This is a genomic window from Streptomyces sp. NPDC096105, assembly GCF_044763335.1.
In the GTDB taxonomy this organism is placed as follows: domain Bacteria; phylum Actinomycetota; class Actinomycetes; order Streptomycetales; family Streptomycetaceae; genus Streptomyces.
This window is the reverse complement of sequence record NZ_JBIWGC010000009.1, coordinates 272,562-278,629: the sequence shown is the minus strand read 5'-3', so window position 1 is coordinate 278,629 and position 6,068 is coordinate 272,562. Positions and strand designations below refer to the sequence as shown.

At 76.4% G+C, this 6,068-nt stretch carries 3 protein-coding genes; all 3 read right to left on the bottom strand.

The window, feature by feature from the left end:
* Positions 1-186: 186 nt before the first annotated feature.
* Positions 187-1,632, bottom strand: coding sequence for an aldehyde dehydrogenase family protein (locus ACIQ8B_RS17440; protein ID WP_403547710.1), 1,446 nt, complete (start codon positions 1,630-1,632; stop codon positions 187-189).
* A gap of 346 nt (positions 1,633-1,978) precedes the next feature.
* A complete protein-coding gene (locus ACIQ8B_RS17435) occupies positions 1,979-3,568 on the bottom strand; it encodes a PucR family transcriptional regulator (protein WP_403547708.1) in 1,590 nt (529 codons plus the stop codon).
* 121 nt (positions 3,569-3,689) lie between these two features.
* Positions 3,690-5,813 (bottom strand): ATP-binding protein, encoded by a 2,124-nt coding sequence (locus ACIQ8B_RS17430; protein ID WP_403547706.1) that lies wholly within the window; start codon positions 5,811-5,813, stop codon positions 3,690-3,692.
* Positions 5,814-6,068: the final 255 nt, after the last annotated feature.

The following is a 6,068-nucleotide window of genomic DNA, read 5'->3' as shown; positions in this document are numbered from 1 at the left end:
CATGCTGGTGGTGGTGGGCGGGGCGGGGGGGGCCGCTGTGGCCGGCCCCCCCGGCCGCCGGTCCTTTTCCCGGGGGGGGGGGGCGGCGCCGGGGGGGGGGGGGGCGCGCCCCCCGCGGGCGGGGGCGGGGCGCCCGGGCCCCCGCCGGGCGCGCCGCCCCCCCCCCCCACGGCCGGCGTCCCTCCGTCAGAGGGCGAGACCGGTGAGGACCATCACCCGCTCGTAGGTGTAGTCCTCCATCGCGAACCGCACGCCCTCACGGCCCACACCGGACTGCTTGGCGCCGCCGTACGGCATCTGGTCGGCGCGGTAGGAGGGCACGTCACCGACGACCACGCCCCCGACCTCCAGCGCGCGGTGGGCGCGGAAGGCCGTCTGCAGGTCGTGGGTGAACACACCTGCCTGGAGGCCGTACTTGGAGTCGTTGACGGCGGCGAACGCCTCCTCCTCGCCGTTCACCTTCCGCACCGTCAGCACCGGCCCGAAGACCTCCTCGCAGGAGAGCGTCACGTCGGCCGGCACGTCGGTGAGCACGGTCGGCGCGTACGCGGCGCCGTCGCGCTTGCCGCCGGTGAGGAGGGTGGCGCCGGACTCGACGGCCTCCTGCACCCACGCCTCGACGCGCTGGGCGGCGTCCTCGCTGATCAGCGGGCCGACGTCGGTGGCGTCGTCGCTCGGGTCACCGGTGACCTGGGCCTCCACGGCGGCGACGATGCGCGGCAGCAGCCGGTCGTACACCGAGGCGTCGGCGATGACGCGCTGGACGGAGATGCAGGACTGGCCGCCCTGGTAGTTGGAGAAGGTGGCGATGCGGTTCGCGGCCCGATCCAGGTCCTCGTCGCTCGCGAAGTCGGCGAGGACGACGGCCGCGCCGTTGCCGCCCAGCTCCAGGGTGCAGTGCTTGCGCGGCACCGAGTCCATGATCGCGTAGCCGACCTTCTCGGAGCCGGTGAAGGAGATGACCGGCAGCCGCTCGTCCTGGACCAGGGCGGGCATGCGGTCGTTGGGCACCGGCAGGACGCTCCAGGAACCGGCGGGCAGCCCGGTCTCGGCCAGCAGCTCGCCGAGGATCAGTGCGGACAGCGGGGTGGCCGGCGCCGGCTTCAGCACGATGGGCGCGCCGGCGGCGATCGCCGGGGCCACCTTGTGGGCGCACAGGTTCAGCGGGAAGTTGAACGGCGCGATGCCGAGGACGACGCCCTTCGGGAAACGGCGGGTGAGGGCGAGCCGGCCCTGGCCGCCCGCGTCGGTGTCGAGCCGCTGGGCCTCGCCGCCGTTGAAGCGGCGTGCCTCCTCGGAGGCGAAGCGGAACACGGACACGGCCCGGCCGACCTCGCCGCGGGCCCACTTCATCGGCTTGCCGTTCTCGGCGGAGATCAGCTCGGCGATCTCCTCGGTGCGCTCGGCCAGCCGGCGGCTGACGTGGTCCAGGGCGGCGGCCCGGACGTGGGCGGGGGTGGCGGCGAACTCGTCCCGCACGGCGTACGCGGCGGCCACGGCCTCCTCGACCTGGGCGTCGGTCGGCACGCTCACGGCGCCGACGACCCGGCCGTCCCAGGGGGAGGTGACGTCGAAGGCGGTCTCGCCGGTGGCCTGGCGGCCGGCGAGCCAGAAGGCGTGGGTGGAAGTCATACGGGGTCCCGGCCCTTCCGCGGAGGAGGTGTACGTGGGTTGCTGGGCTCCACGGTAGGTGCGGCGCGACGGCCCGGCGTTTGTCCTGCGCGGAGTACTGCCCCGGAATTCCGTGCCACTTTGGCAGCACGGGCGGGGGCCGGGCACCAGGGTCTGTCCGGCGGACCGGGCCGGAGGGCGCCGGCAGCGCCTCGCCGGGCAGGCGAGCGGGGCCCGGTGCGTCCGGCCGCGAGCCGGAGAGAGCACTCGACGCGATGAGGGTCCCCTGCCGGAGCGAAGCCGGGAGCGGGGGCGGCGGCCGACGACGCCGCGTCCTCGGCGGGACCCGCCGCACAGGCCCCGCGGCTCAGGCGGTGTCCGCGGCCGTCGCCTTCAGCGCGAGCCACAGCTCCATGCGGACGTCCGGGTCGTCCAGGGAGCGGCCGAGGATCTCCTCGACGCGGCGCATGCGGTAGCGCAGGGTGTGGCGGTGGACGCCGAGGTCGGCGGCGGCCGCGTCCCACTGGCCGTGCCGGGAGAGCCAGGCGCGCAGGGAGGCGACGAGGTCGCCGCGGCCGGTCGCGTCGTGGTCGCGCAGCGCCCGCAGCAGCCCGTCGGCGAACGCCTTCACCGCGTCGTCGGCGAGCAGCGGCAGCACGGAGCCGGCGGCCATCTGCTCGTGCTCCACCAGCACCCTGCCCCGTCGCCGGGCCACGGACAGCGCCTGCTCCGCCTGCTTGTAGGCGGCGGACGCGGCGATCGGGCCGGCCGGTGCGGACAGGCCGGCGACCAGGTCGTCGTCGTTCGTCTTGCGGGCCGCCTCCCGCGCGGCGGCGTGGTCGCAGCAGGCGCCGACGACGGTGCCGCCGTCGGCGGCCAGCACGATCAGCCGGTCCCCCTCCGGCACCACGAGGACCGCCTCGCCGGAGCGGGCGGCGGCGGACTCGGCGGCCTCGGCGAGCGCCCCGAGGGCGTCGGCGCCCGCGTCGCCCTGCGCGCGGGCGGCGGGGGCGGCGCCGGTCTCGGCGACGATGATCCGGAACGGCGCGTCGAGCAGGCCGCCGTACAGGTCCCCGGCGACCGCACGGGCGTGGTCCGGCTCCCCGGCGAGCAGCATGCGCAGCACGGCCGCGCCGATGCGCTGTTCGGCCGCGTGCAGGGAGCGGGAGCGTTCGGTGGTGAGGGTGAGCAGCGCGACGGCGGAGTGCACGGCGTAGCGCTCGGCGGTGCCGGGGGCGGACGCGGTGCCGACGGCGAGCGCGGCGCGGGGGCGGCGTCCGGTGCCGAGGGAGTGCAGCTCGACCCGGTCCTCGTTCTCCGGTCCCGCGACCACCGACGAGGCGGGTGCGGGCCGTTCGCGCAGCCGCGTGACCTCCGCGGTCAGCCGGGCGGCGCGCCGGCCCGCCCAGTCCGGCGCCGCGGCGACGACCGCGCCGGAGGCGTCGTACAGGGCGGCCCACCCGTCGACCTGGGCGGCGAGCGCCGCGAGCAGGCCCTCGGGGCCGTCCGTGAGGGTGTGCCGGGTGAGTTCCCGCTGGGCGGCGAAGCCGGCGGTGACCGCGCGGTACTGGTCGGCGGCGATCGCGGCGGACACGGCCTTGCTGATGGCGAGGAACGGGGTGCGGCGCGGCACCTCCAGCAGCGGCAGCCCTTCTTCCTTCGCGGCCTCGACCAGCGCCTCGGGGATGTCGTCGTAGTGGACGCCGACGGCGAAACCGAGTCCGACCACGCCCGCGCCGACCAGCCGCTTCACGTAGCGGCGCATCGCGTCCCGGTCCTCCGCGTCGAGTTTCAGCGCGGTGATCAGGAGCAGCTCGCCGCCCTCCATGTACGGCACCGGGTCGGCGAGCTCGCTGGCGTGCGCCCAGCGGACGGGCGCGCCGAGGCGGTCCTCCCCCGCGCGCACGGTCAGTTTGAGCGCGGAGTGGTGGACGAGCGAGGCGAGCGTCGGGGGCATCGGGGCGGTGAGCCTTCGGGTCGGCGATCGGGTGTGCAAGAACGGTGATCATTTGGCCGTCTCGTATGAACGACTTGTGTCGATTCTGCCTCACCGTACGACCCCCGGCGGCCGGGACCGCTCACTCCCGCAGGTCCACCAGCAGCGGAGGCGCGTGCTCCCCCTTGACGTTCGTCAGCGACAGCACCGCGTGCCCCGCGGGCACCGCGTGCGCCAGCTCGGACGCCGACCAGCGCTCGCGTTCGACCTGGCGCACGGTGACCGCCCGCGCGGTGGGCGCCTTGCCGGTGATCGCCCGCCGCAGCGCGTGCACCGCCTTGCCCATCGGGCTGTCGGCGATGATCTGCCGGTCGGTGACGTCCCGCGCCTCGGTCCACTCCTTGCCCCACACCTCGGCGAAATCCTGCCCGTCCCACGGGGTCACGCCGGACAGCGCCATGCGGCAGCCGGTCGCCCCGAGCAGCGGGCCGCGCAGCGGACGGGGCACGTCGTCCAGGGTGCGCAGGGTGAGCAGCACGCCGGCGTTGGCCGACCGCAGCCGCTGGATGCCGCGCACGGACTCGGGGGTGATCACGCCGGTGGCGTCGTCCAGCACCAGGCAGGCGAACAGGGAGCGGTCCTCGCGGACCGTGACGCTCGCCGTGAACTGGGCGAGGACCAGCCGCGCCAGCATCCGCGAGGCGTCGGCGTGGCCCCGCTCGGGCAGGTCCACGCGCACCCGGACGGGGTGGTCGAGCGCCTTGAGGGAGAACGGCCGGGACTGCCCCGAGGTGTCGAAGAAGCCGGAGAAGGCGGGCCGGTCCAGCAGCGCCACCCGGTCGGCGAGGATCCCGGCCACGTCACCGGGGTGGCCCATCTGCCGTTCGCGGGCGTCGAGTTCGCGCAGCAGCGACTCCCGGCCCGCGTCCTGGAGGCCCTGGCGCAGGGCGGCCAGGGGGCCGGGGGCGCCGTCGAGCAGCTGCCGCAGCTCCGGCACCGAGGGGAAGCGGCCGTGCACCGCGCGGAACGGCCCGAGGAGCTGGGCGAGGACGGTGGTGGAGCGACGGGTGTCGCTGCCCGGATGCGGGTCCGCGAGGTCGCCGACCAGCGCCTCGGCGAGCACGGCCGCCGCCTCGTCGGGGTCGGTGGTGCCGCCGTACAGGTCGAGATCGTGGACGGAGTCGGGGCTGCCGATGCGGACGACGACGTCGTAGGCGTCGGACGGGCCGAGGCCCGCGCCGGCCGCGCCGACCACCACCACGGCGGTCCGTCCGGCGAGCGCCTGGAGGCACAGCGACTCGGCGACCGGCCGGACCACACCGCCGGTCTTGCCGGAGCCGGCCGGTCCGACCGCGAGCATCGAGGTCCCCAGCAGTTCCGGGCCGAGGGCGAGTCCGGCGCCGCGGTAGGCGTAGGGGTTGCGCGGGTCGTCGGCGGTGGTGCCGAGCCGCACCTGGCCGGTGAGCAGGTCGTGGCGGGCCTGCCGGACGGACAGGTCGCGGGCGCCGGACGGGTGCGGGCAGGCGGCGGCGCCGTCCTTCAGCACGGCCCCGGTGAAGGTGGCGAGGCTGTGCCGGCCGGTGCGCACGCCCTGCCAGGCGCGGGCGATGCGGGCGTGGTCGACGTCCCGCATCAGCCCGGCCCGGGCGTCGGAGGCGAGCCGCTCGGCGGCGTCGACGGCCCCGGCGGCGCGCAGCGCGGGCCAGGCGGCCGGGTCCTCCTCCGGGGCGGGCGGAGGCTCGTCCCGTCCGCCGGTGCGGCGCCAGGCGGGCGGGCCGTAGCGGCGCCAGATCTCGCCCCAGCGGCCGAGCCGGCCCACGCCGACCATGATGATCCCGGCGATGAGCGCGTAGTAGGCGTAGACGACCACGACGGCGGCGAAGCTGTGCGGCTCGGCCCAGGAGTCGGGGATCATCGCGTACAGCGGCAGCAGCCACCAGCCGCCGAGGTAGCCGTTCCACAGCAGCGACCAGATCAGCCAGCCGACGAGGAACGCGATCAGCGCGCCGCTGAACAGCTGGCGGCCGGGGACGGTCTCCGGCTCCTCCTCGGGGCGGGGCCGGTGGCCGAACCGCCAGATGCCGGGAGGCGTCTCGGGGCGCGCGGTGCGCAGCCACGCGAGGAACGCGGAGCCGTCCGGGGGCGGCGGCACGCCCGGCGCGTGCGCGGGGCGCGGTGGCGCCGCCGGTACCTGAGGTGGTCCCGCCGGGCGCGGCACGGGGCCGGCCTGCGTGCCCCGCGCGTCCTGGGTACCCTCGCTGTCCATCGCCCCTGCCCCCTGAGCAGCCGCCTCGTCCGCCTACAGACACGCCAATCTAACGCCCCGACAGGCGCCGTCCACCGATGGCACGGCCGGGGTCCGGGTTCGGCCGGATCGTCCCGCCGCGCCGCGTCGGCACGGCCGGTCCCCGGCGGGTATGTCCATCACGGACAACCCGGACCGCCGGACAACGCCCACATGGAGCATGCCCAGCCTTCTCCCCCCGCCCTAGCCTGCGGGAAAAGAAGCCACGAGCGTCCG

Bases quoted from the DNA above. Each gene is read 5' to 3' on its own strand.
- ACIQ8B_RS17440 (WP_403547710.1), bottom strand. From the start codon at position 1,632: ATGACTTCCACCCACGCCTTCTGGCTCGCCGGCCGCCAGGCCACCGGC.
- ACIQ8B_RS17435 (WP_403547708.1), bottom strand. From the start codon at position 3,568: ATGCCCCCGACGCTCGCCTCGCTCGTCCACCACTCCGCGCTCAAACTG.
- ACIQ8B_RS17430 (WP_403547706.1), bottom strand. From the start codon at position 5,813: ATGGACAGCGAGGGTACCCAGGACGCGCGGGGCACGCAGGCCGGCCCC.